At 65.4% G+C, this 25,402-nt stretch carries 21 protein-coding genes; 12 read left to right on the top strand and 9 right to left on the bottom strand.

The annotated features are described in order from the left end of the window. Positions 1-233: 233 nt before the first annotated feature. The gene (locus GXH28_RS03195; RefSeq protein WP_169237565.1) at positions 234-611 is read right to left on the bottom strand and encodes a metallopeptidase family protein; all 378 of its coding nucleotides are present in this window, start codon (positions 609-611) and stop codon (positions 234-236) included. A gap of 88 nt (positions 612-699) precedes the next feature. Between GXH28_RS03195 and GXH28_RS03190 the strand changes: the two genes are divergently transcribed. The 5 genes from GXH28_RS03190 to GXH28_RS03170 all read left to right on the top strand — a co-directional run bounded on the left by GXH28_RS03190 (position 700) and on the right by GXH28_RS03170 (position 8,108). Beyond that, the gene (locus GXH28_RS03190; RefSeq protein ID WP_169237564.1) at positions 700-1,497 is read left to right on the top strand and encodes an SDR family NAD(P)-dependent oxidoreductase; all 798 of its coding nucleotides are present in this window, start codon (positions 700-702) and stop codon (positions 1,495-1,497) included. A gap of 27 nt (positions 1,498-1,524) precedes the next feature. Continuing rightward, positions 1,525-3,012: a gluconokinase gene (locus GXH28_RS03185; RefSeq protein ID WP_169237563.1), complete on the top strand. Its 1,488-nt coding sequence runs from the start codon at positions 1,525-1,527 to the stop codon at positions 3,010-3,012. Then, positions 2,984-3,790: an SDR family oxidoreductase gene (locus GXH28_RS03180; RefSeq protein ID WP_169237562.1), complete on the top strand. Its 807-nt coding sequence runs from the start codon at positions 2,984-2,986 to the stop codon at positions 3,788-3,790. Before GXH28_RS03185 ends, GXH28_RS03180 begins: the two co-directional genes overlap by 29 nt. A gap of 150 nt (positions 3,791-3,940) precedes the next feature. Continuing rightward, positions 3,941-6,640 (top strand): DNA gyrase subunit A, encoded by a 2,700-nt coding sequence (gene gyrA, locus GXH28_RS03175; protein WP_320447901.1) that lies wholly within the window; start codon positions 3,941-3,943, stop codon positions 6,638-6,640. 49 nt (positions 6,641-6,689) lie between these two features. Beyond that, positions 6,690-8,108, top strand: coding sequence for an ATP-binding protein (locus tag GXH28_RS03170; protein ID WP_169237561.1), 1,419 nt, complete (start codon positions 6,690-6,692; stop codon positions 8,106-8,108). Positions 8,109-8,197: 89 nt separating this feature from the next. Here the strand turns inward: GXH28_RS03170 and GXH28_RS16780 are convergent, their stop codons facing one another. Continuing rightward, positions 8,198-8,509 carry a hypothetical protein gene (locus tag GXH28_RS16780; RefSeq protein WP_320447904.1) on the bottom strand — a complete coding sequence of 104 codons (312 nt, stop codon included), beginning with the start codon at positions 8,507-8,509 and terminating at the stop codon, positions 8,198-8,200. Positions 8,510-8,883: 374 nt separating this feature from the next. Between GXH28_RS16780 and GXH28_RS03160 the strand changes: the two genes are divergently transcribed. The 3 genes from GXH28_RS03160 to GXH28_RS03150 all read left to right on the top strand — a co-directional run bounded on the left by GXH28_RS03160 (position 8,884) and on the right by GXH28_RS03150 (position 12,449). Further along, the gene (locus tag GXH28_RS03160) at positions 8,884-11,073 is read left to right on the top strand and encodes a penicillin-binding transpeptidase domain-containing protein (protein WP_169237560.1); all 2,190 of its coding nucleotides are present in this window, start codon (positions 8,884-8,886) and stop codon (positions 11,071-11,073) included. After that, entirely contained in the window at positions 11,066-12,046 is a 981-nt protein-coding gene (gene rsgA / locus GXH28_RS03155; RefSeq protein WP_169237559.1) for a ribosome small subunit-dependent GTPase A, read from the top strand. The genes GXH28_RS03160 and rsgA overlap by 8 nt, the downstream gene beginning before the upstream one ends. Before the next feature lie 97 nt (positions 12,047-12,143). Beyond that, the gene (locus tag GXH28_RS03150; RefSeq protein WP_169237558.1) at positions 12,144-12,449 is read left to right on the top strand and encodes an AIR carboxylase family protein; all 306 of its coding nucleotides are present in this window, start codon (positions 12,144-12,146) and stop codon (positions 12,447-12,449) included. Between the two features lie 25 nt (positions 12,450-12,474). Here GXH28_RS03150 and GXH28_RS03145 read toward each other — a convergent pair whose 3' ends face one another. The 5 genes from GXH28_RS03145 to mdh all read right to left on the bottom strand — a co-directional run bounded on the left by GXH28_RS03145 (position 12,475) and on the right by mdh (position 18,228). Beyond that, the gene (locus GXH28_RS03145) at positions 12,475-13,299 is read right to left on the bottom strand and encodes a Cof-type HAD-IIB family hydrolase (protein WP_169237557.1); all 825 of its coding nucleotides are present in this window, start codon (positions 13,297-13,299) and stop codon (positions 12,475-12,477) included. Positions 13,300-13,357: 58 nt separating this feature from the next. Beyond that, a complete protein-coding gene (prmC, locus tag GXH28_RS03140) occupies positions 13,358-14,251 on the bottom strand; it encodes a peptide chain release factor N(5)-glutamine methyltransferase (RefSeq protein WP_169237556.1) in 894 nt (297 codons plus the stop codon). Positions 14,252-14,281: 30 nt separating this feature from the next. Beyond that, complete coding sequence (prfA, locus tag GXH28_RS03135) at positions 14,282-15,346, bottom strand: peptide chain release factor 1 (RefSeq protein ID WP_169237555.1); 1,065 nt, start codon at positions 15,344-15,346, stop codon at positions 14,282-14,284. Between the two features lie 225 nt (positions 15,347-15,571). Continuing rightward, positions 15,572-17,248, bottom strand: coding sequence for a helicase-associated domain-containing protein (locus tag GXH28_RS03130; protein WP_169237554.1), 1,677 nt, complete (start codon positions 17,246-17,248; stop codon positions 15,572-15,574). A 38-nt stretch (positions 17,249-17,286) separates the two neighbouring features. Beyond that, on the bottom strand, positions 17,287-18,228 hold the full coding sequence (gene mdh / locus GXH28_RS03125) for a malate dehydrogenase (RefSeq protein WP_169237553.1): 942 nt from the start codon (positions 18,226-18,228) through the stop codon (positions 17,287-17,289). Positions 18,229-18,426: 198 nt separating this feature from the next. On the opposite strand from mdh, the gene GXH28_RS03120 reads away from it, so the two are divergent. Next, positions 18,427-19,542, top strand: a complete 1,116-nt coding sequence (locus tag GXH28_RS03120) for an MGDG synthase family glycosyltransferase (protein ID WP_169237552.1) — start codon at positions 18,427-18,429, stop codon at positions 19,540-19,542. Here the strand turns inward: GXH28_RS03120 and GXH28_RS03115 are convergent. Beyond that, positions 19,531-20,226, bottom strand: a complete 696-nt coding sequence (locus GXH28_RS03115; protein WP_169237551.1) for a methyltransferase domain-containing protein — start codon at positions 20,224-20,226, stop codon at positions 19,531-19,533. The genes GXH28_RS03120 and GXH28_RS03115 overlap by 12 nt on opposite strands. A 322-nt stretch (positions 20,227-20,548) precedes the next feature. Here GXH28_RS03115 and GXH28_RS03110 point away from each other — a divergent pair, with 322 nt between their 5' ends. Together GXH28_RS03110 and selA are read left to right on the top strand one after the other, a co-directional pair. Beyond that, positions 20,549-21,379, top strand: a complete 831-nt coding sequence (locus GXH28_RS03110) for a TrmH family RNA methyltransferase (protein ID WP_169237550.1) — start codon at positions 20,549-20,551, stop codon at positions 21,377-21,379. Positions 21,380-21,630: 251 nt separating this feature from the next. Beyond that, positions 21,631-23,013: an L-seryl-tRNA(Sec) selenium transferase gene (gene selA, locus GXH28_RS03105; protein WP_320447900.1), complete on the top strand. Its 1,383-nt coding sequence runs from the start codon at positions 21,631-21,633 to the stop codon at positions 23,011-23,013. 38 nt (positions 23,014-23,051) lie between these two features. Here selA and nfi read toward each other — a convergent pair whose 3' ends face one another. Next, positions 23,052-23,765: a deoxyribonuclease V gene (nfi, locus tag GXH28_RS03100; RefSeq protein ID WP_169237549.1), complete on the bottom strand. Its 714-nt coding sequence runs from the start codon at positions 23,763-23,765 to the stop codon at positions 23,052-23,054. A 321-nt stretch (positions 23,766-24,086) separates the two neighbouring features. Between nfi and serS the strand changes: the two genes are divergently transcribed. Continuing rightward, the gene (gene serS, locus GXH28_RS03095) at positions 24,087-25,367 is read left to right on the top strand and encodes a serine--tRNA ligase (protein ID WP_169237548.1); all 1,281 of its coding nucleotides are present in this window, start codon (positions 24,087-24,089) and stop codon (positions 25,365-25,367) included. The last annotated feature ends 35 nt before the right edge of the window (positions 25,368-25,402 follow it).

Raw genomic sequence — 25,402 nt, 5'->3', positions numbered from 1 at the left:
CGCTGACGCCCGAATCCTCGTGCAGACGGGCAGCACCCACGTCGCTCACAATGACGGTGAGCTTAGAAACGCGGCTGAGAGCGCCGTTAATCCAAAGGCGAGGCCATGAAACCTGCTGCGAGCGCGTCTTACAACCACACCAGGCGAACAGCCTGAGCGTGCGACGCGATGAAGATGGCGTTGACGATTAAGCCCATCGGCCATTGGCGTGGTCGCCCGCCGACGCCGACCGTTCAGGGCACGCTCAACTCGTCCAGCCGTTCGTCGCTGATGCCGAAGTGGTGCGCGATTTCATGGCGCACGGTGCGCCGCACTTCTTCGCGCAGCGCTTCCAGCGAGTCACAATCCATTTCGTGCGCCCGCTGGTAGATGGTGATCAAGTCAGGCGTCACCAGGTCGTAGTGCGTCGTGCGTTCGGTCAGCGGGATACCCCGATACAGCCCATAAAGATCGAGTGGGTCTTCGACGCCGGCGTATTCCAGGTCATCCTTGGAGGGATAGGCTTTCACCTCGATTGCGAGGTTGGAGATGCGGTTGCGAATTGCTTCCGGCAGCTCATCCACTGCCTCCCAGACGAGTCGCTCGAATCGCTCCCGGCTGATCTTTATCATAGGCATCCGGTGTCGCACGCAGGGCTGGCGGAAGTATACTCGCGCATCGCGCGCCTGTGAATAGAATCCTCTGCGAGGCGAATGACCTATGATGTTGAAGGATCGGGTAGCCATCGTCACCGGCGCCAGCCGAGAGATCGGCGCAGCGATGGCGCTGGCGCTGGCGCGCGAGGGCGCAGCGGTCGTGGTGAGCTATTTCGGCGAGCCCGATCGAGCGGAGGCCGCGGCCGAGCGCATCCGTGCCGTCGGCGGACGCGCGATCACCTTTCGCGCCGATTGCAGCCAGCGAGCCGACAACTTCGCCCTCGTCGCCGCAGCCGTCGAAGCGTTCGGCCGGCTCGACATCTTCGTTGCAAACGCCGGCATCACCAAGTTCGGTCGCTTCATAGACTACAGCGAGTCCTCGTTCGACATGGTGGCCGACTTAAACTTCAAAGGCAGCTTCTTCGGCGCGCAGGCAGCCGCCCAGCAGATGCTCAGGCAGCCGCGCGACGACTACGGTGGGCGCATCGTCTTCAGCTCGTCGGTCGTCGGCAGCACGGCCGTGCCGGGCCTGGCTGCCTACGGCGCCACCAAGGCTGCCATCAACTACCTGGCCAAGGCGCTGGCGGCTGAACTCAGCCCGAGCGGCATCACCGTGAACGCCATCGGTATCGGCGCGACGACCAACCAGCGCAACCTGCGCGACGACCCGAACTATGCCGAGAACTGGGGGCGCGTATTGCCGATTGGCCGGGCGCTCACCCCGGAGGACTCGGCCGCGGCGTTGCTCTATCTGGTCTCGCCGGCAGCGTCGGCAGTGACGGGGATCACCCTGCCGGTGGATGGCGGACATGCATTGCAGTCACCGGCCCCGCGCATGGACTTCGCCATGCGGCCGGCGTGAGCGTGCGCTGCGCCCGCCAAGCCAGTCATGATTCTCGTCCTCGACCTCGGCAGCTCGTCCACGCGCGCGGCGCTCTACGATGATCGAGCGCAGGCCGTGCCCAACGCCTGGGTGCGCGCACCGGTGGATTTCGTCGTGGGCGAAGACGGCCGGTGCGAAGATGACCCGCACGCCGCGTTCGAGCGCGTCGTCGCCGTGCTCGACGCGCTGCACGCCCAAACCTCGTCAGCGACGCCGCCGATCACCGACATTGGGATCAGCGCCTATGCCGCTTCGCTGGTGTGCCTCGATGCGCACGGCGCGCCGCTCACGCCGATCTACACCTACGCCGACACGCGCTGCGCAGAGGATGCGCGCCGGCTGCGCGCGCAGCATGACGAGCTGGCGATGTTGCAGCGCACCGGCTGCCGCATCCGCGCCCATTACCTGCCCGCCAAGCTGGCTTGGATCGCACGAACGCAGCCGGAGGTCTTTCGCGCCACACGCTGGTTCGCCTCGCTCAGCGACTATACGCGCCTGCGCCTGTTTGGCCATATGCAAGCCGGCGTGTCGGTCGCTTCGTGGAGCGGGCTATTGAATCGCCACACGGGAGACTGGGACGAAGCCTGGCTGGACGCGCTGGGCATCGCGCGTGAGCAACTCCCGCCGATCGCGCGCGACGTCGAGCGTCTGGAAGGGTTGCGGCCGGAGTGGGCAACGCGTTGGCCCAAGTTTGCCGAGGCGCGCGGTCATCCGCCGCTCGGCGATGGGGCAGCGGCTAACATCGGCAGCGGGTGTGTGGACGCATCGCGGATCGCCGTGACGATCGGCTCAACAGCGGCGATGCGCGTGGTGCGGCGCTGCGCGACGAGCGAGTCGTATCACCTGCCGCCGGCGCTGTGGGCCTATCGCGTGGATCACGCTCATGAGTTGATCGGCGGCGCGACGACGGAAGGCGGCAACGTCTTTGCCTGGGCGCAACGCGCGCTCCGGCTCCCAGACACGAGCGAGCTTGAAGCCCGCCTGGCTGCCCTGCCGCCCGACGCCCATGGGTTGACGGTGTTGCCGACGTTCGCCGGCGAGCGGAGCCCCGGCTACGCCGAGGACATCCGCGCAACTTTGCACGGCCTGTCTTTGGATAGCGATTCGGTTGAAATCGCGCGGGCGCTGATGGAAGCTATCGCCTATCGTCTGGCGCACATCGGCGATGCGCTGCGCGCGTCGGGCGCGGCCAGCGCAGATGCGGCGCTGGTCGGCAGCGGCGGCGCGTTGCGGGCTTCGCCAACCTGGCGCCAAATCATCGCCGATGTCGCCGGTCTGCCGCTGCACATGGCTTCCGAACCCGAGGCGACGAGTCGCGGCGTCGCCGTTTGGGTGAGCTGTCAGGTGGCCGGTTTAGACATACAGCGCCAAGCCGCCGATCCGCTCGGCAACTTGGCGACGCATCAGCCGGTTGATGCGCACCATGCGATTTACCGCGCCGCCATGGCGCGACAAGAGGAGCTTTATGCAAAGTTGGTTCGATCTGACCGGTAAGACCGCCCTGGTGACGGGCGGCGGCGGCGTGCTGGGCAGCGCCATGGCGCAAGCTCTCGCCGATCATGGCGCGCGTGTGGTGTTGCTGGGCCGCACGCGCGAGAAGCTGGAGCGCGCTGCGCAACGCATTCAAGCGCGCGGCGGCCAAACACGCTGGATTCAGGGCGACGTGACCGACGCGCAATCGTTCCGCCAGGCACTCGAAAGCATCGGCGACGTGCACATCCTCGTCAACGCGGCAGGCACGATTCTGCCCGAGGCGATGACCGGGCCGGGTCGTTCGCTGTTCGAGTTGTCGTTGGAAGCGATGCGCGAGGTGATGGACGTGAACTGGATGGGGACGGTCATCCCCTCCCTGCTCGTGGCGCGTCAGTTCGTCGCCCGTGGCGGCGGCGTGATCATCAACGTCGCCTCGATGTCGTCGTTCCGGCCGGTGACGCGCAACGTGGCGTATTCGGCCTCCAAGGCGGCGCTGTTGAACTTCACCCAGTGGCTGGCGGTGCACATGGCGCAGCACTACTCGCCGGGCATCCGCGTGAATGCCATCGCGCCGGGGTTCTTTCTGACCGAGATCAACCGCTCGCTGCTGGTTGAGCCGGAGAGCGGTCAGCTCACCGCGCGCGGCCAGGCCATCATCGCCCACACGCCCATGGGCCGCTTCGGCGAGCCGGAGGAGTTGGGTGGCGCGACGGTCTTCCTCGCTTCGGACGCTGCGCGCTTCATCACCGGCATCGTCATTCCGGTGGACGGCGGCCACCTGGCGTTTAGCGGGGTGTAAGCCAGATGCGACGGACACCCCAATCCGGACTCGCCGAAGGGTATAATTGCGTATGCGTATTGAAGGCTGGCAAACCGCGCGAAGTGAGTTTGCCGCCGATGCGCTGCTTCGACCCCGAACCCGAGATGGCCAATAGCTGACTACGCGAACGTGAGCGAAACCGACACCAGCGCAGACAACAACGGCGCCCTCTCCCTATCCGAAGCCAACGCCGGCATCATCGAGTCGGCTGCGTCCATCGGCCGGATTCGCGAGACCGACATTGATCGCGAGGTGCGCAGCGCGTACCTCGATTACGCGATGAGCGTGATCGTGTCGCGCGCGCTGCCCGATGCGCGCGATGGCCTGAAGCCGGTGCAACGCCGCATCCTCTATGTGATGTACGACACCGGCGCGCGTGCGACAGCGCCCTATCGCAAGAGCGCGCGCGTGGTCGGCGATGTGCTTGGCAAATATCACCCCCATGGCGATAGCAGCGTCTACGAGGCGCTGGCCCGCATGGCGCAGGACTTCTCCATCCGCTACACGCTGATAGACGGACAGGGCAACTTCGGCAGCGTGGATGGCGACCCGCCGGCGGCCATGCGCTACACCGAGGCGCGCCTCTCGCGCATCGCCGAAGAGCTGCTGGCCGATCTGGACAAGGACACCGTGGATTGGATGGACAACTTCGACGGCACGCTGCGAGAACCCAGCGTGCTGCCGTCGGCGTTGCCCAATCTGCTGCTGAACGGTGCGGCCGGCATCGCCGTCGGCATGGCCACCAACATCCCGCCGCATAACCTGACCGAGCTGTGCAACGCCGTCGGCTATCTGGTGGACAACTGGGCGCGCCTGGACGACGTGTCGGTGGAAGACCTGATGCGGATCGTGCCCGGGCCGGACTTTCCTACCGGCGGCTTGATCATCGGGCGCGAAGGCATCGCTGCTGCTTACGCCACTGGCCACGGCCGGCTGGTGATGCGCGGCGTGGCCACCATCGAGGAAATGCGCGGCGGCCGACACCAAATTCTCATCACCGAGCTGCCTTACCAAGTGAACAAGGCGGCGTTCATCGAGCGCATCGCCGACTTGGTGCGCGATGGGCGCATCGAGGAGATCAGCGACATCCGCGATGAGAGCGACCGGCGGGGGATGCGCATCGTCATCGAGCTGCGGCGCGGGGCGCAACCGACGCGTGTGCTGAACCGACTCTACAAGTACACTGCGCTGCAAAGCACCTTCGGCGTGCAAACGCTGGCGTTGGTGGCCGACGAAAGCGGCCGGCTGCAGCCGCGCCTGCTGAGCTTGAAACGCGCACTGGTCATCTTCATCGAGCACCGGCGCGAGGTCATCCGCCGGCGCAGTGAGTTTGACCTGGCGAAGACTAAAGCGCGCGCTCACATTTTGGAAGGTCTGCGCATCGCGTTGAACTTCCTCGATGAAGTCATCCGCATCATCCGCAACGCGCCCGATGCAGAGACCGCCAAAGCACAACTGATCACCCAGCTCAACCTCACCGAGGTGCAGGCGCAGGCGATCCTGGACATGCAACTGCGCCGGTTGGCCGCCCTGGAGCGCCAGAAAATCGAAGACGAGTATCAGGAATGCCTGCGCACCATCGCCTACCTCGAGGACTTGCTGGCCCATCCGGTCAAGATCCTCGCGCTCATCAAGGAGGATTCACTCAAGCTGGCCGAGAAGTATGGCGACGCCCGCCGCACGCGCATCGTGCTCGATGCCCGCGAGGACTTCGATGACGAAGAGTTGATCCCCGACAAGAGCGTGCTTGTCTCGCTCACCGAGAAAGGCTATATCAAACGGACGCCGGTCGAGGCCTACCGCGCCCAAAACCGCGGCGGTCGCGGCGTGAGCGGGATGGCCACCCAAGAGGAAGACGAGGTGATCTTCCTCTTCAACGCCCGCACGCACGACACGGTGTTGTTCTTCACCGACCGCGGCAAGGTCTATGCGCTCAAGGCGCACCAAATTCCCGAAGCCGACCGCGCTGCAAAGGGCGCCTATCTGGCCAACCTGATCGCGCTGAGCGAACGCGAGAAAGTCACGGCCGCCTTGCCCATCTCGAAGCAAAGCATGGCTTTGGTGAAAGCCGGCCAGGGCGACCACGATGACGACATTGAAGCCAACGGCAACGGCGAAGGTGCGCCGTTAATGGATAGCGGTGAGGAGAACGGCAACTCCGGCGTCAGCGCAGAGGATGAATTGGCGATGGCTGTGCCCTCGTCCAACGGCCAGGCGTCGCCGACGATCGCCATGTGCACGCGCATGGGCAAGATCAAGCGCGTGGATCTCAGCGCGTTCGCCAGCATCCGCAGCAGCGGTCTGCTGTGTATGTCGCTGACCGAGGGCGATGAGCTGAGCTACGTGCGCCTGACGCCCGGCGATGGCGAGTTGATGCTGGTCACGGCTCAGGGGCAGGCGCTGCGCTTCAGCGAAACGCTCGTGCGTCGCATGGGCCGCGCCGCCGGCGGCGTGCGTGCCATGCGCTTCAAGAAGCCAGGCGACTACATCGCCGGCATGGAGGTCGTCGAGCCGGGCGGCTACCTGCTCACCGTGACTGAGCGCGGCTACGGCAAATGCACCCCACTCGACGAATACAGCGCCAAAGGCCGCGGCGGCAGCGGCATGCGCACCATGAGTAGCGCGCTGGACGTGACCGGCGAATTGGTGGCGGCGCGCGTGGTGCAGCCCGAAGACCAAATCACCATCATCAGCGCCAACGGCGTCGTGTTGCGCCAGCGCGTCAGCGACATCCCCAAGACCGGCCGCGCTACGCGCGGTTCGCGGCTGATCAATCTGCGCGAGGGCGACACCGTCGCCAGCGTCGCCCGCCTGGCGCACGTGGATTAAGCCGCCGGCTGCGAGTTCAGAAGGATAATGAAGCACACACAACAAGCGCATGACTCAACGACGCGCGGCCTCTCACCTGTTGGCCTTTTTGCCGCAACTCGATCCGCAGGCGTTGGCAGAGACGTTGGTGGCCTTCGCCAACAGCGACGGCGGCACCATCGTGCTCGGCTATGATGAGCGCGGCCGTCCGTCCGGAGCGACGACGCCGGAGGACATCGAGGCAGTCCTGCGTGAAGCAGCCGGCCTGACCTCGCCACCGGTGCGCGCAACGCTGGAGAACGCCGGCGGCGATGGCAATCCGCAATTGATCGTGCGGGTGCCGCGCAGCGTGGATTTGCACTCGCTGAAGGACGGCCGGGTGTTCGTGCGCGTGGCCGGCGAAAACCGCGCGCTCACCGGCGATGAGATCCGCAACCTCACCCAGAGCAAGTTGGCGGGCGACTACGAAGCCGAGACCGTCCCCGGCGCGACGCTGGCCGATTTCGACGATGAGATCGTGGCGGAGTACATCGCCAAGCGCGAACTGCGCACCCGGCGCAAGATGGAGCTGGCCGAGCGCGATGCACAACATGCTGCGTCGCTGCTGAAAGACATCGGCGCGCTGGATGCCCGTGGTCAGCCCACCGTCGCCGGCATCCTGCTGTTCGGCAAGAACCCGCAGGCCTTTTTGCCGCAGAGCGGCGTGGTCTTCGTCAAGTTCCCTGGCGTGGAGCCGCGCGGCGAAGGCGGGCGTGTGGGCTATGGGCGGCGCGAAGAGATCAACGGCCCGCTGGCGCGGGTGATCGAGCGCACCTGGCAAGTGATACTGGAGGAGATGCGCGTCGGCGCCATTGTGAAAGGGCTGGAGCGCGAGGAGGTGCTGGAATATCCGGAGTTCGCCGTGCGCGAGGCGCTGGTGAACGCGGTATGCCATCGCGACTACCGCCTGCGCGGCCGGCGCATCGAGGTGCGCAAATATGCCGACCGGCTGGAGATCATCTCGCCAGGCGGATTAGCCGGCTACATCACGCTCGACAACATCATCGAGGAACATTTCTCGCGCAACCCGCGCCTGGTACAGGGCCTGTTCCAATGGGGCTACATTGAGGAACTGGGCCTAGGCATCGATCGGATGATCGAAGACATGGTGGCCGCCGGCCACCCTGCGCCCAAGTTCAACGCCACGGCCTACAGCTTTACCGTGACCCTGTCTAATGTGCGCGAGCGACGCGCGACGCACAACATCACCCTGCTGCCCACCGCGGCGGCGGACGGCGCCGCGCTGCCGCCCGGGCTGACCGTGAATGAACGCCAGGCGCGCGCCTTGCAGTACGTGCGCGAGCATGGCCGCATCACCAACCGCGACTTTCAGGTGCTCTGCCCGAACGTCACGCCGGAGACGCTGCGCATTGACTTGGCCGATCTGGTGGACAAGGGCGTGCTGATGCGGGTAGGCGAGAAGAAAGGGACCTACTACATCCTGAAGTGATACAGCGTCGGCGCTTCCCGACGCTGTATCACCATTGACGCGCAAAAGCGCGGACTACGGTCAACTATTCTGCCAGCGGCAGGATCGCGCTATGGGCGGCGACCCAGGCGATGGCCGACAGCGCCACGAACGCAAAGGCGCAAGGGCCCCGCCCGATGCATCGGGCGAAGGGAAGAAGTGGAGGGATTCATGGCCGTCTCTCTTACGTGAACGCCATGCGCGGAGTCCTGGCGCGGGCTTCGGCAGCCGGGCGATCTCCTCATCGGATGGGATGCGGCCGGCGACGACGAGTTTCCCGTTGACCACCACCCCAGGCGTCTATAGCACGTCCCAATCTTTGCGTAGTTCGTGACCTTTTCGACCTCTATCGCGATTCCGATCGCGTCGGCGACTCGCTGCACGGCCTGTTCAAGCCGTTTGCAGTTGGCGCACCCCGAGCCAAGCACTTTGACATCCTTCTGGTGGATTTGCCGATTGAATGCAGTGACCCGTTAGGCTGCCTGCTTCCTGAACAGGGCCGGCGATGCCCTGCGCGTCGGCGCTGAGGCCCAGGATGCGACGATCGGCCCGCCGATAGACGATTTGCCAGCCTGCTCGCCGGCATGTCGCCAGACCTGCCCGCCGCAGCACAGCCAACTGCACGCGCTCGTAGAGGACCTTCCCACCGAGCGGGTATGCCAGCTCGCCCCACAATGTGCAGTTGAGCGTGATGCGGTGGCCAAGCAGTTACAATCGTCACGTTTCGCATCGCGTGGTGAGCACAGGTCGAACGCGCATGAAACTGAGACAAGCCTTGGTCGCCTGGGCTGCTGCGTCAGTCGTCGCGGCCTCGTGCGTGAATTCGACGCCCACGCTCGATCCCCCGTTCCCTACGACATCGCCTGCTTCGCCGACCCGCCCACCCGCTCGAAAGCTGCTCTCTGCAGCCGCGGTGGCCGACGCCTTCGTTGACGCAATCAACCGGCAAGACTTCGTCGCTGCGTTCACCTTGCTCGATGCGTCTTCGCGCGCCGAGTTGACGGACGCCGATGAGCTGCGCAGCCGCTATGAAGCCGCGCGCGCCATCGCCCTCGCTACGCGCACGGCAACGCAACTGCGCGGCGGGCTGCTGTATCAGGATGAGCGCGCCGCCGCCACGCTCGTCACGCGCTGGGAAAGCAGCTTGGTTGGGGCGTTTGAGGTGACCAGCACGCTCGGGTTAGTCTTCGACCCCTCGGCGGCCGATTGGCGCGCGAGGTGGACGCCGGACGTCATCATCCCCGGCCTCGCGAGTGGCACGCTGCGCATGGAGCGCGAAGAAAGCACCCGGGGCGCGATCTATGCCGCCGACGGCACCCCGCTCGCCACCCAGCGCGAGTTCCTCACGATCGGCGTGCAGCGCGGCGCGATTGCCGGCCCCGACGAAGAGCAGCGCCTGCTCGACCTGCTCAGCCAAATCACGCGACGCGCGCCGGAGGAGATCAAAGCGAAATACGCCAATCAACCGAAAGACTGGTTCTCGCCCATCGCCGATGTGGACGAGGCGTTGATAGACGAATACTACGATCAGATCAAACGCTTTCCGGCGATGAGCGTGCGCTCGCGCTTTCAACGACACTATCCCCACCCGGACCTCGCGCCGCACGTCGTCGGCCTCGTCGGATTTATCCCGCCGGAGTCGCTGGCGGCGTATCGCGCGCGCGGCTTCCAGGGTGATGAACAAATTGGGCTGTCCGGCATCGAAGCCGCCGCCGATGCGCTCATCGGGGGCGCGCCGGGCGGGGTGTTGAAGCTCTTCTCCGGCGGCTATCTGACCGTCCTGGCGGAGCGGCCAGCCGTCCAGGGCCGCGATGTCACGCTCACCATTAGCCCTGCCTTGCAGCTTGCGGCGCAGCGCTTGCTGGGCGAACGTCGCGGCGCGGTGGTGGTGCTGCGCGCCGAGGACTCGGCTGTGCTGGCGATGGCCAGTTCGCCCACCTTCTCGCAGACCAACATCACCGACCGAGCGATTCGGGAAGGCGCCCTGCTCAATCGCGCCACGCAAGGACAATATCCACCCGGCTCGACCTTCAAGATGGTGACGATGGCCGCCGGCATCGGCGAAGGCGTCACGACGCCCGATGAGGTGTTCCGCGACCCCGGCTTCTGGGACGGCTACGGCGTCGCGTTTCGCAAAACGTGCTGGCTGCGCAGCGGCCATGGGCGCATCAGCCTACAGGTCGGCCTCACGGCGTCATGCAACGTCGTGTTCTACGAGGTAGGCAAGCGGCTGCAGGAGAAGAGCGCCTATGTGTTGAGCGCGTATGCCCGCAAGTTCGGCTTCGGGGCGCGCACGGGCATCGAGCTGCCCGAAGCGGCCGGGTTGGTGCCCGACCCAGACTGGAAGCGGCAGGCGCTCGGCGAAGCGTGGACGGGCGGCGACACTGTCAACTTGGCAGTGGGCCAGGGCTTCATGTTGGTCACACCGCTGCAGGTCGCGCAGATGACCGCCGCCATTGCCAACGGCGGCCTCATGCGGCGCCCGTATCTCATTGCTTCGCCGCGCCCGAAGCCCAGCGCGGACCCCGTCGCCCGTCTGCCGCTTCCCCCGGCCACGCTCGAGGCGATTCAACGCGGCATGATTGGCGTGACGCGCGACGCGCGATTCGGGACGACGACGTATCGCTTCGCCGGCTTTGACTACTGCTTCGACGCCGAGGGCCGCGTCGTCCCATGCCACCGCATGCCGGCGCAGTCACGCGCAAGCGCGCGCCGGCTGATCGTCGCCGGCAAGAGCGGCACGGCGCAGGCCGGCGGTGATGCGCAGCCCTTCGCCTGGTTCACGGCCTACGCGCCTGCCGACGCGCCAGAGATCATTGTCACTGCGCTGTTGGAGAACATCGGCGAGGGGTCGAGCTATGCCGCGCCGTTAGTGCGTCAAATCATCGAGGCTTACTACGGTTTGGCGATCTCCCCCACGCCGCGCGATCGAAGAGCAAATGAGTGACGAAAGCAAACCGATAGCTCAGCACGGACGGGTGATCAAAGCGCAGAGCGGCTTCTTCACCGTGCACTGCGACGACGGCCGCCGGTTCGTCTGCAAAGCTGCCGGTCGGCTGACCCAAAGCAAGCACGAAGAGGACGCGTTGGCCGTCGGCGACCGGGTGACGGTGGAGCCGGTGAAGAGCGAGGGGCTGGTGAACGGGCGCATTATTGCCGTCGCGCCACGTGGACGCACATTGTCGCGGCTTGATCCGGTGTTCACAGCGCGCGGCAAACCGGGCCAGCAGATCCGCCAGGTGATCGTCGCGAATGTGGACATGGCGGTTTTCGTCTTCGCGTGCGCCGAGCCGGAGTTCCATCCGCGCATGCTCGACCGCTATCTGGTCGGGGCGGAGGCGCAGCAGTTATCGACAGTGATTGTCGCCAGCAAAGTGGACCTGGTGGGCTTAGACGCGGCGCGCGCGATGTTCGCGACCTACGAGCAGTTGGGCTACGAGGTGATCTACACGTCTACACATGCCGATCATCCAGCGTATGCGGGCATCGCGCGACTGCGCGAGCGACTGCATGGCAAGCTCAGCGTGCTCACCGGCAAGAGCGGCGTGGGTAAGAGCAGCTTGCTGAACGCGCTCAAGCCCGGCCTGGGCAAAGAGGTTGGGCGCATCAGCGAAGCGTTGAAGAAGGGCCGGCACACGACGGTGGTGCCGGAGCTGGTGCAGCTCGACGAATGTAGCTGGATCGCCGACACGCCGGGCATCCGCGCCTACGCCGTCTGGGACGTGCAGGCCGAAGAATTAGACGGCTACTACCGCGAGATTGCGCCGCTGGTCAGCCAGTGTGAATTCTCGGATTGCACGCACACGCACGAACCGGGCTGCGCCGTGATCCGTGCGCTCAGGCGCGGCGAGATCAGCCAGGCGCGCTACGATTCCTATTTGCGGCTGCGCGAGGAGTTGAGCCAGCAACGCAAATGGTGAGTGTGCGCAGCGGCACTTAACCTGCAACGCCCAAGACCCATGATGGACGCGCGACAGGACTTTCCCTCTCCCGCATCCTCCTCTGGGTGGCATCGTGATGGGCAGCGACAGCGATCTGCCGACGATGCGAACCGCCGCTGAAGGGTGCGAGCAGTTCGGCGTGCCTGATGAGATGCGCATCGTCTCGGCGCATCGCGCGCCGAACGACATAGCAGCCTATGGCAAAACCGCACGCACGCGCGGCTTGCAGGTAATCATCGCCGGAGCCGGCGGCGCAGCGCACCTGCCGGGCATGCGCGCTGCCTTCTCACCGCCGCCGGCGACCGCTGTTACAGAAGGCGCCCGACTACCAGGCGCGCCCGGCCGAGGAATCGCGCGCAAAGAACATCGGTCGGGGCGTTAGCGACCAGGCGTGAATCCCGGATGATTCATCCTTCGCTCCCGAGCACGAATTTCTCGATCGCGACCGCTGCGCCATCCTCCTCGATGCCGGGGGCGATCCAGTCGGCGACCGCTTTGGTCACGTCGTTGCCGTTGCCCATCGCCACACCGAAGCCGGCCCAGGCGACCATCGTGGCGTCGTTGCCTTGATCGCCGATCGCCATGACGCGCTCGCGCGGCACGCTCAGCCGGTTGGCCAACCAGCGCAGCGCGCTGCCTTTGTCAGCGCCGAGCGGGTTCACTTCCACAAAGTGGGCATGAGACTGCACCACGGTCGCGCGGTCGCCGACCAATGCGCGCAGATGCGCCAGCGCGCGCGGCGCGTCATCAGGCTCGATTGTGAACAGTACTTTGTCGGCATCGCGTCCGTCGAGCACAGCGCACAGGTCACGCACGACGGCAGGCTCAAAGCCGATCAGGCTGTGGATGTGTCGGAAGAATTCGCCGTCGCTGACGAAAATGCGCTCGTCCTGATACATCACGACGCGCCATTCGGGGTGCTGAGCTTCGAGCGCGATCAGCTCGCACGTCAGCGCATACGGCAGGGTGATGCGCAGGAGCGCAGTTTCGCTGCGGTAGTCGTAGATCACCCCACCTTGCTGGCAGATGACCGGCGCATTGGCGCCGAAAAGCGCCGCAAATGGTCGCGTGCTGGGCACGTTGCGGCCGGTGGCGATAGTCACCCGTGCGCCGCGCTGCATGGCCATCTGCGCTGCGCGCAGCACGCGCGGCGATACGGTCATGTCCTGGCGGACGGTGGTGCCATCGAGATCGAGGGCGATCAGGGCGAAGGGCGCTGTGGGGTGGCTCATGCTCGATATTGGGTCACGGACGGCAGGTGGCCCATCACTGTTGATCGCAAAGCGTCACTCATGCAAGGCGAAGGGCCAACACGCGGTCTAAGCCGGCCAGGTCTTTTTTAATCTCCGCCTGCGCCTGCGGCAGTAGGGTTCGCGCAGCCGCCAGGGCGGCCGGCCCCTGAGACGCACCGATTTCCAGAAAGGCGGCGCGCGGCTGCGCGGTGCCATCGCCCCTCGTCATGCGCGCGGCAATCTGCGCCAGCAGCCGTCGCACCAGCGCCAGGCCGTCATCGCCGCCGTCGAGCGCGATGCGTGGCTCGTGCGCTTGGATCTCCGGCGGCAATCCTTCGATTTCCTCGCGCGTGACATAGGGCAAGTTGGCCGTGATGATGGGGGGCAGTGCGACCAGGCCGTCCAGCAGGTCAGCCTGTAACAGGGTGATGCGATCGGCGACGCCGTGTCGCCTGGCGTTCAAGCGCGCTACGGCCAGCGCGTCAGCGCTGATGTCGGTCGCCAGGATGCACACATCCGGCACATGCTTGGCGATCGCAATGGGAATCGCGCCGCTGCCGGTGCCCACATCCAAGACCGAAAATCGAGCGGGGCGGCGGTGGGGGCTGAGATGGATGACCTGGAGTTCGTCGAGCGCCAGCTCGACGAGCCTCTCCGTCTCCGGCCGTGGGATCAGCACCCGCCGATCCACGCTCAGGTCGAGGCCGTAGAACTCGCGAGAGCCGAGGACGTAGGCGAGCGGCTCGCGCGCGACCACGCGCCGCAACAGCGCCCCAAAGCGCTCCCGCGCTGCAGCGTCGAGCTGCGCATCGCCATGCGCGACGAGCCACGCTTTGGGTTTGTCGAGCACGTGCGCCAGCAACAGGCGCGCCGTCGTGGTCGGCGCGTCTACGCGCGCGGCGTCGAGCTGCGCAATCGCCGCGCGCAGGGCGGTGCGAATATCTTCGTCCAAGTCCGATCTCCAACCGGCGCTCCCGATTGATCACATCCCCGCCGCCTGCAATCGCTCGGCCTGCTCGCGGACGATCAGTTCGTCAATGAACACGTCGAGGTCGCCTTCCAGCACCTCCGGCAAGCGATACACGTCCAGGCCGATGCGGTGGTCGGTCACACGATTCTGCGGGTAGTTGTAGGTGCGGATCTTCTCACTGCGCTCGCCGGTGCCGATCTGTTCGCGCTTCTGCTGCGCTAGCGCACTGGCCAGCTTGCTCTGTTCGATCTCATAGAGCCGCGCACGCAAAATGGCCATGGCGCGCAGCCGGTTTTGGGTTTGGCTGCGCTCATCCTGCACGGCCACAACAATGCCGGTCGGCTTGTGGGTGATGCGCACGGCGCTCTCGTTCTTCTGCACGTTTTGGCCGCCCGCGCCGCGCGAGCGGAAGGTCTCGATCTCGATATCGCTTGGCGGGATGTTGACCTCGACCTCATCCACCTCCGGCAGCACCGCCACGGTGACCGTGCTGGTATGGATGCGGCCGCTGGCCTCGGTAGCCGGCACGCGCTGCACCCGATGCACGCCGCTCTCGAACTTCAGCCGGGAGTACGCCCCTTTGCCCTTGACGGCAAAGATGATCTCTCTGAAGCCACCGATGCCGGTTTCGTTGGCATCAATCAGCTCGACCTTCCAACGATGGTTCTCGGCGTAACGGCTGTACATGCGAAAGAGGTCGGCAGCGAACAACGCCGCCTCCTCGCCGCCGGCGCCGGCGCGGATCTCCATGATCACGCTGCGCTCATCCCGGGGATCCTTGGGCGCAAGCAGAAGCTTGAGTTCCTGCTCCAGCGCAGCGGCGCGCTCGCGCAGCGGCTCCAGCTCCAGGCGCGCCAGCTCAGCCAGCTCGTCCTTGCCCTCGGCTAATAGCGCGTTATCGGCCAGCTCTTGTCGGACGCGCTGCCACTCGCGGTACTTCTGCACGATCGGCTCTAACTCGCTGTGCTGACGCGCAACTTCTGCGTAGCGCGCATAGTCGTTGGTCAGCTCCGGATCGGCCATCCGTTGCGCGAGTTCCTCGTATCTCCGTTCGATGCCTGCCAGCTTGTCTTCCATAGAAGCTGTGAGAAGATGTGCGGCCTTGCTCCCCGCTAGCGAGAGACGAAGAGCGCCGTCGTCAAAAAACCGCCTCGCCAATGCGACGAGCGCAGCGCCGTGACCGGCCTGCGGGCTGTCACTCGGGCGGGGCGGCTAATGCAGCATTAAAACTGCGCGACATTATAACCAGGACGCCTCTTGTCGTCTGGTAGGGAGCGAAGCTTCTGAGCAGCGCGCTGCATCTTAGCGGCTGGATGCCTGTGCCGCGTCTACCAACAGCCCGCTTTCGATGATCACGGTGCGCGCGGCGTCAACATCGCGCGGGCGAATAGCAACGCAATTCGGCGCTAAGCGCTCGACCCCCAGGCGACGCATCTGGGGCAGACGCAACAGCGCGTCCATCGTCGCGCCGTCCTGTGCGCGCAAGATCACCGTCGTCTCCAAGCTCAGCTCAGCCCCGCGCTCTTCCCAGCGGAGTAACGCTCGCTTCAGCCCGGCCGGCAGGGCCTGACCGCCGGTTTGCTCCAAGAACTCGATCACGCGACCGGCGCGGATGCCCTGCGCGCGCGCGCGCTCCAGTGAGCGTGGAGAGAGCCGATAGGCGTAGGCATCCGCGCGCGTCTCGATCCAGTCCGCTACGCGCGCAACCTGAAAACGCTCATATCTCAGATGGCGCGCAATGATGATCCGGCCATCGGCGGTCACCTGGAAGGGCGGCGTCGGCGGGTCGGCGCCGGCGTCGTCTAAGTCGCTCAACCAACGCAGCGGCTTTTCGATGATGTAGCGGATCAAGGCCCCTTCCACACGCTCCCAGTGTTCGAAGCCGTGCAGGAATTGACCGGTGCGTGCGTCGCGCACGTGCCACGTGTCGTAGCGCCCATCCGGCCGGGCAAAATCGGGGTCATGCTCGTGTACGTATGTGACGAAGGCAGAGATGAGGGATGGATCGGGAAACCGAGAGGGGGGCGTGGAGATTGGGCGAGTCGCGTCCTCCCCCGCCGATCGCCACCTTTCCCACAGGCGGACGATCCCCTGGCGTGTGCGCACAGGATCGCTCGACCAGGTGTGCGTCATCTCCAGGGCCAAGCCGTCCACGTGCGCGAGGTCGTTCCATTCAGGATCGTTCAACCAGGCGTTGAACAAAGCGTTGCGTTGGGCTTCCGGCGCGCTTTGCAACCATCGGGCGACCGGCTGTGGGGCCAACCGCAGCCGGCCCTGCTCTGTCCGCGTCCAACCCAGACGCGCAAGCAGGTGTGTGAGAAAGGCGAAGCGGCCGTTGGGATCGTTTCCGATCGCGCCGTCCGGGTCACGCAACATGGGCGCCACCGTCTGCCGCGACGCCGCATCCCACCCGCCGCCGGCCTTCGTTCGCACCTCGTGATTGCGGATGAAACACAGGAGCGTGACGACATCATCGAGGCACTTCGACGGGCGCAGGTCGGATGGCCGAGCCGGCGAAACGGCGAATTCCTCCTGAGGCGCATGCGGCTCGGCGCCCAGCAGCGCAAGCATATCGCCCGGCACGAAGACGACTTCGGTGGGTGCGCCGCTCAGCCGGTCGAAGGCGCGAAAGATGAAGCCGCGATACCATAGCTGCTCCGTGGCGTTAGCCGGCGATTGCCATGGGCGTTCGCGCTCGAGCCGGCCGGGGCCCATTGGCCGGATGCCGCCAAAGCGCCGCTCAAACGCTGCTGCGGGCATCCGCCCCCGCGCAGCCACCAAGGCATCGAGCGCGCTGCGCGCATCCGGCGGCAGTGATGCGCGGGCTGCTGTCAACCGTTCGCGCTGAAGCATGTAGAGCGCCAGCGTCCCGGCCATGTCATGCGCCGAGGTCGCCTCGACCGGCACGTCCCATAAGTCCGCTATCGCCATCAACCGTGGCAACGGCTCGTCGAGCAGACACGCGCGCAGGCTCCTCACAGGCGTTCTAAGTTTGAAAACGTGATGTCGCTCACAGCTTACAACTTTAACGCGCTCATCGTGCTGCGCACCAACGCGGCGCTCTTGTTGAGCATCTCCTGTTCGTGAGGCAGCAGCTTGATCTGGATGATTTCTTCGATGCCGCTGCGACCGAGCTTGACCGGCACGCCGAAGTACATGTCGGTCAGGCCGTATTCGCCTTGCAGGTATGCCGCGCAGGGCAAGATGAGCTTGCGATCCTTCAGGATCGCCTCGACCATTTCGGCGACCGCCGCGCCTGGCGCGTAGTAGGCGCTGCCGGTTTTGAGCAGGTTGACGATCTCCGCGCCGCCCTGTCGTGTACGCTGCACAATCGCCTCGACGCGTTCCGGCGGCAGCAGTTCGGTGATCGGGATGCCCGCCACCGTCGAGTAGCGCACCAGGGGCACCATCTCGTCGCCATGGCCGCCCAGCACAAACGCATGCGTGTTCTGCACGCTCACGCCCAACTCTTGTGCGATGAACGTGCGCATGCGCGCGCTATCCAGCACACCGGCCTGGCCCATCACGCGATTCTTGGTGAAGCCGTGCCGGCTGAGGATCGTGTAGGCCAAATACGCCATGGTGTCGAGCGGGTTGGTGACGACGATGACGATGGCGTTGGGCGATGTCGCGGCGATGTTGTTGGCGACCTCGGTGATGATCTTCTGATTGGTGCCGACCAGGTCTTCGCGGGTCATGCCGGGCTTGCGGGCTACGCCGGCGGTGACGACCACGATGTCGCTGTCCTTGGTGTCGGCGTAATCCGTCGTGCCGGTGATCTTGGTGTCGTAACCGACGACCGGGCCGGCTTCTTCCAAATCGAGCGCCTTGCCCTTGGGCATGGTTTCGGTGGCAGGGATATCGAGCAGGACGATGTCTCCCAGTTCGCGCTCGGCCAGCCAGTGAGCAGTCGTGGCGCCGACGAAACCGGCGCCGATGATGGTGATCTTGTTGCGCATGTTGGCGAAACCCTCTGTGCAAATGGCGTGATGTGCCTATCATACTCTGTGGAACGAGCGCGCATTTCTGGCAGGGGAGACGCGCAACAGCGCGGGGGATAAGCCCAGGCGACGTCTGCGCCCTCCCAAGTCTCGCCCCTCAGGAAACCCACCGGGATACACGCTCCCTTGCATGAGGCGATTTAGAATGGGACAGCAATGGCCACCTTCGCGCTTCTCTACTCCGACACAGGAGGCGGACATCGCACCGCGGCCGACAGCATTCAGCAGGCCTTCGCGACACTCAACGGCAAGCTACACCGCGTGGAGATGATCAACGCCATTGGCTATCTCCCCCGCCCGTTCAACCACAGCGAAGCCACCTACCGCGTTGCGATTAGCCATGCGCGATGGTTGCACTATTTGAACTACGTCGTGCTCGATGACGTGCAGCGGATGCAAAAGGTCGGCGCTTTGCTGAGCAAGCTGGACAGCGCGCGCCTGCGTGCGTTGTTTCGCGAGCACCCAGCCGACGTTTATGTGTCGTGCCAGCCGCACTTTAATCCGTTCGTCCCGCCGGCAATGCGCTTGTGGGCGCCTCGCGCGCGCTACGCTCACGTGGTGACCGACCTCAGTCACATCCACAGCTTTCACGTCACGCCGTTCGCCGATGTCGTCACGGTACCCACCGAAGAGGCGCGCGACGAGCTGATCACGCGCGGCGTATCGCCTCAGCGGGTGATCATCACCGGCCAGCCGGTCATCCCTTCGCTTGAAGCGCGCGTAAAGCGGGGGGCCGGCTCGCGCGCCGAGCGCGGCCTGTGCGAGGGTCGCCCAGTGGTGCTGCTCTTGGGCGGCGGCGAAGGCGCGGGGTTGCTGAACAAGACGGCGCGGGCGATTGCCCATGCCGGCTTGCCCGTGCAACTGGTCGTCATCTGTGGGCGCAATCAGGCGCTGTACCAAGCGCTGAGCAGGGACATCGCTGGACCCACGACGCAAGTGTTGGGCTTCGTGGATGATGTGCCGGAGTGGATGGGGGCATCGGACGTGCTGATCACCAAAGCCGGCTCGACTACGCTGGCCGAGGGCTTCGCTGCCGGGTTGCCGATCATTATCTTCGATGCGCTGCCCGGCCAGGAGGAAGGCCCGCGCGACTATGCCGTAAGCCACGGCGCGGCGGTATGGTGCCCCACGCCGGCATCGGTGATAGCGCAACTCAAGCAGTGGCTAAACCACCCCGATGACCTCGCGCGAGTGCGACGCGCTTCCAAGGCGCTGGCGCGCCCCCAGGCAGCGCTGGCTATCGCGCGCGCGTTGATGGCGCTATGCAAGTGATTGCATCAGCGTCAAGGAATAATGGAACGGCCCGTGGAGGCGCGTGTGGAAGTGCGCCCAGCCGGCCTGCCGGGCAAGATCGGCGGCTTCGGCCGCCGTGTAGGCGCGGCGGACTGATTGCACGCCATCGGCGCGCGTCAGTCGGTTGCGGCTGGTCAGCCGCGTCAGCAGCCAAGCACCGACGAGCGCGCTCACGTTTCGGCTCAAGTCCAGGCACACCACCCGCAGCCGAGCGACGCGACGGAGTTCGCGCAGCAGCGCGATGGTTTCCGGCGGGTTGAGGTGGTGCAGCACATGGATGCACGTCACGACGTCTACGCTCGCATCGGCGAGCGGCAGTCGCATGCCCCAAGCGCAAATCGCAAACACTTCGGGATGCATCTGGCGCGCGAGGCGCAGCACATCGGGCGATACATCCACCCCCACCCAGCGCACGGCCGGCGTGGCTTGCCGGGCATAGGCGATAAAGTCACACGATCCACAGCCGACATCCAGGCCGATGTAGCCGGTCGCGGTTGGCGGCAGCGCAGCCGTGACCAATCGAGTCGCCCGCGCAAAAACGCCCAGGCAGCGATCGTAGCGCGCCATGTCGCGCAGGTTGCCGCGCAACTCTTCCAGATCACGATAGGCGCGCTCGTCCAACAGCTCAGGCGCAAGCGAACGTTGATGCAAGAAACCGCGCATCGCTGATGCATTGGCGCCCGTCGGGTGGCTCGCGCTGGTGCAGCGCTGCGCCGGGCGGCATGGGCACCTAGACGCCCGTCAGCCGCCGCGCGTGCGGCTTACCCACACATGCCGGCCACGGGTGCCAGCCCGCAAGCAGCCGCAGGCGTTCGTCGCACCAGCGCCAATGCCGACCCGCAAGACTGCCTCAACTCTACTATGTCCACGATACCCCGCGCCGAACATTACAGCGCTGCGCTTGGCGAGTGATGGCCGGATTGGCCCAACGACCTAGCGCCCGAACCCGGCCTGTTGCAGTAGGATATTGCCGACACGATCGCCGATGCGCATCACCAGTCTGACCAACCCGCGCGTCAAGCATGTCGTGGCGCTGCGCGACAAGCGTCGGCGCGACGAAGATGGCTTGATGCTGGTCGAGGGCTTCGATCCCCTATCGCTCGCCCTGGATTGCGGCGTGCGCCCGCAGACGGTCTTCATCTGCCCTGAGCTGTTCAAGCCGGCGCACAGCCCCAACGCGCACGACAACCTACAGTGGCGCGTGCGCGATACCGGCGCTGAGTTGATCGAGACCACGCGACCGGTCTTCGAGAAGATGGCCTATCGCGATGGGCCGGATGGTTGGCTGGGCATCGTGAAACGGCCGGACTTCTCGCTGAGCCGGCTGACCCCGGCGCGCAGCCGAACGCCGCTCTACCTTGTCGTAGAAGCAGTGGAGAAGCCGGGCAATCTGGGCGCCATGCTGCGCACGTGTGACGCCGCCGGCGTAGACGCCTTTTTGTTCTGCGATCCCAAGGCCGACCTGACTAACCCGAACGTCGTGCGCGCATCACAAGGCGCGCTATTCAGCGTGCCGGTCGCGCAATGCACGAGTGCCGAGGCCATCGCCTGGCTGCGCGAGCGTGGCATACGCATTGTCGCCACTACCCCCAATCCATTACGTGGACAATTGCCGGCGAGCTACACGCAGTTCAACTTTGCCCCGCCCTGCGCGATTGCCGTCGGCGAAGAGAAATACGGGCTGTCCCAATTCTGGCTCGACCAGGCCGACGCCGCCGTGCGCATTCCCATGTTTGGTCGGATCAACTCGCTGAACGTGGCCACGAGCGCAGCGCTGGTGATCTACGAGGCCATTAAGCAGCGCGGCATGGTGTAGATGGTCCACTCCGCATCGCCCGTCCTTCCGCGCCGCCTACTCGCCGCGCTGCGTCAAACGACATCGGGGGATTCAACCTCAGCGCCAAACTCGGTCTTGGACGCTGCGGCAACATGCTCAACACGGAGAACTTCCGCTTCGCCAAATCACATGAGAGCGGCGATCCAAATGATCGCGCGCAGCAGAGAGGCCGCGCGCTCGCGCGCCACAGTTAGGCGCATGGTCAAACGGGACTCCGTATAATCCCCACGGTGGCTTTGAACGACAAGCTGCGGCAGTTGCCGAGCGTGAGCGAATTGCTCGCGCAGGCCAACGGGCTGGTCGAAGCCGAAGGACATGCGCGCGTGGTACATGCGCTCCGCGAGGTGCTCGATCGCGCCCGTCGAGCCATCCACAACGGTGCCCCGCCCCCCTCGCGCGATGAGCTGATCGCGACTGCGCGCGCCTTGTTACAGTCACTTTCCCTCGAGCGTCTGCCGACGGTCGTGAACGCAACCGGCGTGATCATCCACACCAACCTCGGCCGCGCGCCGCTCAGCCGATCCGCCCAGGAGGCGATGATGAAGGTTGGGCGCGACTACAGCCCGCTCGAATTCGACATGACTATCGGCGAACGTGGGCGGCGCGGCGAGGCGGTGGAGCAGTTGCTGTGCCAATTGACCGGCGCAGAAGCAGCGCTGGTCGTGAATAACTGCGCCGCAGCGACGGTGCTGATGCTGGCAACGGTCGCTGCCGGCAAAGGCGTGGTGATCTCACGCGGCCAATTGGTGGAGATCGGCGGCGGATTCCGCATCCCCGAGATCATGGCACAAAGCGGCGCGCGCTTGATCGAGGTGGGCACGACCAATCGGACGCGCCTATCGGATTACGAGCAGGCGATCCGCGAAGCCGAAGGGCATGCGCCGGGCGTCGGCGCGATCCTGCACGTTCACTCGTCCAATTTCCTGATGATCGGCTTCGTGGAGGCGGCGCCCATCGCGGATTTGGTTCGGCTCGGCGAGCAGTTCTCCGTTCCGGTGCTAGACGATCTGGGCAGCGGCGCGCTCGTAGATACCTCGCAGTTTGGCCTGCGTCGCGAGCCGATGCCGCAGGATAGTCTGCGGGCCGGCGTGGCCATGGTGACCTTCAGCGGCGACAAGCTGCTGGGGGGACCGCAAGCCGGCATCATGCTGGGGCAGCGCGAGTGGATTGAGCGCTGCCGGCGGCATCCGTTGGCGCGCGCCTTCCGCGCCGATAAATTCACCCTGGCCGGGCTGTCGGCGACGCTGCTGCATTACGCGCGCGGCGAGGCGCATCGCGAGGTGCCGGTGATCCGCATGTTGGCCATGTCCAAGGCAGATATTACGCGGCGCGCGACCCAGATGGCTGCGCAGATCGCCGGTTGGCTACGGGAGAACGGCCTACGGGCCGAATTGGTGGACGGTGTGAGCACGGTAGGCGGTGGGGCGTTGCCGGGCGAGACCCTGCCGACGACGTTGATCGCGCTCGCGTCAAACGCGCGTTCGCCGGGCGAGATTTTGGCCGCCTTGCGCGCCCGCGGCGTGATTGCCCGGATCAGCAACGACCGTGTCATGCTCGACCTGCGCACCGTGCTGGATGACGACGAATTGGCGCGCCGCCTGTGCTCCACGTGAACCCACGCGCGCGCGAACGTGAACGACGCGCCACGGCTTCAGAGCGGATGGGTCAAAACAGCGCCAACGTCTTCACCTGGGTCAATCGGCAACGCCTCGCCTGCGGCGAACTTGTGCGCCCAGCGCGTTGGCTCCGGCAAACGGTAGCCCCGCGCGCACTCCATGACGAAGGCCACTGCGCGCGCCGCATCAATCAAATGGCCCGGGGAGACGAAAAGCGGCTTAGCCCGTTTGCGCGTCCGCAAGACGGCCCCGATCACCTGCTTCGTCTGCGGGTCAAGCAGGTCGCTTGCGTCGCCGACGTTCGGCCCCGGTTCCTCAAAATCGCCGTATAGCCTGGACTTGCCAACGCCGATCGTGGGGCGCTCCAACCACAGCCCCATCTGAGAGGCGATGCCGATCCCTCGCGGATGCGCGATGCCCTGCCCGTCAAACATCACAAGGTCGGGTGAATGTTGGAGCTTCTCCCAGGCCGCGAGGATGGCCGGACCCTCTCGAAAGGCCAACAGGCCGGGGATATAGGGCAAGGCGAGCGGCGCGTCCGCGGTCACGCCTTCGATCGGGGTCATCTGGGGATAGCGCAGCACAACGATGGCCGCACGTGCGCGCGCTTCGCTCAGGCTCACATCCACGCCGGCAATGGTGCGCACTGCGCGGCCATCCCACCGCAACACGAGTTGCGCACGCAGTTGCGCCTGGAGCCGGATCGCCTGGTCTGGCTCGAGCGACCACGCATGCAGCGCTTTGACCATGCCGCGCATCATAGCCGCCTTTGCGGTTAAAATTGTGGACATCGGCGACGACGCGAGATGCGCGCCGGATGTGCTTGCAGAGAGCCGGTGGGCGGTGCGAACCGGCAGCCTGAAGGGTCGCGCTTCCACTCGTAGAGCTTCCTGCGACGAGCAGGACGGGAGTTCCCGTTAGCGAACCTTCGAGGTCAGCAACCGGGTCATTGGCGTCGAAAGCAAGTTTCGCGGCCAATGGCCGCGGCGCTGGCGAAGTCAGGTGGCACCACGAGCGCCCTTCGTCCTGATGCGACAAGGGCGCTTTCATTTTCGATGTGAGGACCCGATATGTTGGACATCAACTTGATCCGCAAAGAACCGGAGATCGTCCGCCAAGCGATCATCCATCGCGGCAACGACCCGACGCCGGTGGACGAAATCCTGGCGCTCGACACGCAGCGACGAGAAATCCTGGCGCGCTCAGAGCAATTGCGCGCCATCCGCAACGCAGTGAGCAAGGAAATCGGCCGCATGCGCGACGACGCCGAGCGTGAAGCCAAGAAGGCCGAGATGCGTCGCGTCGGCGATGAAATTGACGCGCTGGAGGCGGCGCTGGCCAAGATCGAAGCGCAGCTCGGCGAGCTGACGGCAGCGCTCCCCAACCTGGCAGACCCGCGCGTCCCGATCGGGCCGGACGAAACGCACAACGTCGTGTTGCGCGTGGTCGAGGGCACACGGCCGCCACAGGACTTCTCCCCTAAGCCCCATTGGGAGATCGGCGAGCAGTTGGGGATCATTGACTTCGAGCGCGGCGTGAAGTTGAGCGGCAGCCGGTTCTATGTGTTGAACGGATGGGGCGCGCGCCTACAACGCGGCCTAATCGCTTGGATGCTCGACCTGCGCATGCAGCAGGGCTATGAAGAACGCTACCTGCCCTTCATGGTAAAGGCGCAGACGTTGTTCGCCGCCGGCCAACTGCCGAAGTTCCGCGACAACCTCTATCACGACGCTGAGGAAGACTTCTGGATGGTGCCGACGGCCGAGGTGCCGCTCACTAACCTGCACGGCAACGAAATCCTCGACGCCGACGACCTGCCCCGGCTTTACGCCGCCTATACGCCGTGCTTCCGACGCGAGAAGATGAGCGCCGGCCGAGATGTGCGCGGCATCAAGCGCGGCCACCAGTTCGACAAGGTGGAGATGTATGCGTTCACCAAGCCGGAGGACAGCGACCACTATCTGGAGAAGATGCGCGAGGATGCCGAGGCCACGTTAAAGGAATTGGGCTTAACCTATCGCGTCAAGCTGCTGTGCACCGGCGACCTGAGCTTCGCCTCACGCATCACCTACGACCTCGAGGTGTGGTCTCCCGGCGTCGGCGAATGGCTGGAGGTCAGTTCGGTCAGCAACGTGGGCGACTTTCAAGCGCGCCGCGCCAACATCAAGTTCCGCCGCACCAAGGGGGCCAAGCCGGAATTCGTGCACACGCTGAACGGCAGCGGCCTAGGCCTGCCGCGCACACTGATCGCGGTGCTGGAGAATTACCAGCAGGCCGACGGCAGCGTCGTTGTGCCGGAAGCGCTACGCCCGTATGTGGGCGCCGACGTCATCCGCCAGGCGCGCCCATAGACAATCGCGCGTGTGGCTTCGATCCTCGAACACGC

Source organism: Candidatus Roseilinea sp. NK_OTU-006 (assembly GCF_012931985.1).
Classification (GTDB): Bacteria; Chloroflexota; Anaerolineae; order J036; family Brachytrichaceae; genus JAAFGM01.
The sequence above is the reverse complement of the archived record's forward strand: the minus strand, read 5'-3'. Positions and strand labels throughout refer to the sequence as shown.